Source organism: Deinococcus pimensis DSM 21231 (assembly GCF_000519345.1).
Lineage (GTDB): Bacteria > Deinococcota > Deinococci > Deinococcales > Deinococcaceae > Deinococcus_A > Deinococcus_A pimensis.
This window is the reverse complement of sequence record NZ_KI912667.1, coordinates 2,201-5,203: the sequence shown is the minus strand read 5'-3', so window position 1 is coordinate 5,203 and position 3,003 is coordinate 2,201. Positions and strand designations below refer to the sequence as shown.

Sequence of the window (3,003 nt, the reverse complement as noted above, 5' to 3'; positions counted from 1 at the left end):
GTCGTCCTCGCGCAGACGGCCGCCGCTCGCGCCGCGCCCGCCGCGGCCCTGCGCGCGGAACGCGTCGAGCTTCGTGCGCTTGATGTAGCCCGCGCGGGTCATGGTGATGACCATGTCCTCCACCGCGATGAGGTCTTCCTTGCTGATGTCGTCCTCGAGGTCCGTGATGACGCTGCGGCGCTCGTCGCCGTACTTGTCGCGGATCTGGCGGACCTCCTTCTTGATCTCGTTCCACAGCCTGCGCTCGTCGCCGAGGATGCCCGTGAGGCGCTCGATGATCGCCATGAGCTCCGCGTGCTCCGCCTGCAGCTTCTCGCGCTCCAGACCCGTGAGGCGCTGGAGGCGCATGTCGAGGATCGCCTGCGACTGGATCTCCGTGAGGCCGAAGCGCGCCTGCAGCCCGTCACGGGCCTCGGCGGTCGTCTGCGACTTGCGGATCAGCGCGATGACCTCGTCGATGTGGTCGAGGGCGATGATCATGCCCTCGAGGACGTGGGCGCGCTCGCGGGCCTTGCGCAGCTCGTACTCGGTGCGGCGCGTGACGACCTCGCGGCGGTGCCCCAGGAACAGCTGCATGGTGTCCTTGAGGGGCAGCACGCGCGGCTCGCCGTTCACGATCGACAGGTTGATCACCGTGTACGTCGTCTGAAGCTGCGTGTACTTGTAGAGCTGATTCAGCACGAGGCTCGGGATGGCGCCGCGCTTGAGCTCCACGACGATGCGCACGGGGTCCTTGCGGTCCGACTCGTCGCGCAGCGCGCTGATGTCCGGGATCTTGCCCGCCTTGTACATCGCGGAGATCGTCTGGATCAGGCTGGTCTTGTTCACCTGATACGGGATCTCCTGGATGATGATCTGGCTGCGGCCGTTCTTCTCGTCGATGCGGGCCTTGCCGCGTACGCGCAGGCTCGCGTGACCCGTGGAGTACGCGTCCCGGATGCCGACGCGCCCGATGCGGCCGCCCGTGGGGAAGTCCGGGCCGGGCACGTGCTGCATGAGCTCGTCGAGGGTGAGGTCCGGGTTCTCGATGAGGGCCAGGAGGCCGTTGCAGATCTCGGTGAGGTTGTGCGGCGGGACGTTCGTGGACATGCCCACGGCGATGCCCGTCGCGCCGTTGATCAGCAGGTTCGGCACGGCCGACGGGAGCACCATGGGCTCCTGCGTCGTCTCGTCGAAGTTCGGCTTGAAGTCGATCGTTTCCTTCTCGATGTCGGCGAGGACCTCCTCGGCGACCTTCGTCATGCGGGCCTCGGTGTAGCGGTACGCCGCCGCCGGGTCGCCGTCGATGGAGCCGAAGTTGCCCTGGCCGTCCACGAGGGGGTAGCGCAGGTTCCACCACTGCGCGAGACGGACCATCGCGTCGTAGATGGGCGCGTCGCCGTGCGGGTGGTACTTCTTGATGACCTCGCCGACCACGCCGGCGGACTTGCTGTGCTTGTGGTTGCTGGCGAGGCCTTCCATCATCATCGCGTAGAGGATGCGGCGCTGCACCGGCTTGAGGCCGTCACGGACGTCGGGAAGCGCGCGGTCCACGATGACCGACATGGCGTAGTTGATGAAGTTGGTCTGAACTTCCTTGGTGATGTCGACCGGGTGAATGCCTGTCACAGAACCTCCATGGCAGTGACTCCACAAGCCCGAGCCCGTCGGGGCACGAAACCCCCGTGCCCGAGGAGCTCGGACCGGTGGTCGGGACTTGTCCACGCGGCCTGCCAGCCACCGCGTTCAACCCGTCCAGTATATCATGAATTCCGGTTCATTATGTTGAGGGCAGAACGAGCGGGCAGGCGGACACCACCGAACGTGAAGGTCAGTTCAGCGTCCGGGACGGAATCAGGGACGCGAGCACCTCGAAGCGGTCCGCCACGGAAGGCGCCCGCAGCACCTCGTCGCCCTGCTCCGCCGTGAGCGGCATCAGCGCCGCGCAGTACGTGGAGAGCAGCAGCGGATCCTTCGGCGCGCCCGCGCGCACCTTCTCCGCGTTCTCCCGGTGCAGGTCCACCACGCCCTGCAGCACCGTGCGGCCCAGCACCCCGATCACCACGGGATCGCCCGTCTCCATCGGGAGGACCTCCACGTCCGCGCTGAGGTAGCTCTCCGAGGTGTCGAAGTCCTTCACCTCGAAGCGGTCGCCGCCGACCACCAGGATCGACGCCGTGCCGTCCGCGTGGTCGACGACCTCACGGACGTAGGCGAGCGTGCCCACCGTCCCCACGCGCTCCACGAAGGGCGTTCCCTCGTCGAGGGCCGGGCCGAGCCGCGTGATGCCGAAAGGCTCCCCGCTGCGCCGGACCCGCGCGAGCAGGTCACGGTAGCGGGGCTCGAACACGTACAGCGGGAGCACCAGTCCCGGAAGCAGCACGACGTTCGGCAGAGGAAAAAGCGGCAGGGACATACGTACCTGTATGCTGCACCTCCGGGCGGTGATTCACATCACCGAGGGCTACAAAACAAAGGCATTGTATAGAGGAATTTGCCGTCGGGAGGCGCATTTCTGGAGGACACCCCCCGGAAATGAGCACTTTCCGTCACGAGCGGCGCGCCCGGCGGCGCTTCACCACCACGGGCGGCGCGCCCCACGCCGCCAGCTGAGCCTCCGACGCGCCCAGCTTCAGCAGCGCCGCCGAGTCCTGAGGCGTGAGCTCCGCCGACGCCAGCAGATCCGGACGGCGCGCCAGCGTCCGCGAGAGCGCCTCGTCGCGGCGCCACCGCTCGATTAGCGCGTGGTTGCCACCCGTCAGCACCTCCGGCACCCGCTCCCCGCGCCAATCCAGGGGGCGCGTGTACTCCGGGTAGTCCAGCAGACCCGACGAGAACGAATCGCGACGGTGCGACTCGGAATCCCCGATCACACCCGGCACGAGCCTCGCCACGGCCTCCACCACGCACGCCGCCGCCGCCTCGCCGCCCATCATCACGAAATCCCCGACGGACACCTCGCGTGTCGCGAGCCGCTCGGCGCGCGCGTCGAAGCCCTCGTAGCGGCCGCACAGCACCGCCACG

Annotated in this window: 3 protein-coding genes; all 3 read right to left on the bottom strand. The window is 67.9% G+C overall.

Translation table 11 applies throughout. The features are described from left to right. A partial coding sequence (locus DEIPI_RS0117865; RefSeq protein WP_027482661.1) for a DNA topoisomerase (ATP-hydrolyzing) occupies nt 1–1,608 on the bottom strand: 1,608 nt, incomplete at its 3' end. Nucleotides 1,609–1,810: 202 nt separating this feature from the next. After that, on the bottom strand, nt 1,811–2,395 hold the full coding sequence (locus DEIPI_RS0117860) for an LON peptidase substrate-binding domain-containing protein (RefSeq protein ID WP_027482660.1): 585 nt from the start codon (nt 2,393–2,395) through the stop codon (nt 1,811–1,813). Between the two features lie 133 nt (nt 2,396–2,528). Beyond that, the coding region (locus DEIPI_RS32375; RefSeq protein ID WP_045234649.1) for a tRNA (guanine-N1)-methyltransferase at nt 2,529–3,003 on the bottom strand (475 nt) is incomplete at its 5' end.

Excerpts from the sequence above, each read along its gene's own strand:
- DEIPI_RS0117860 (WP_027482660.1), bottom strand. The coding sequence starts at position 2,395 with ATGTCCCTGCCGCTTTTTCCTCTGCCGAACGTCGTGCTGCTTCCGGGA.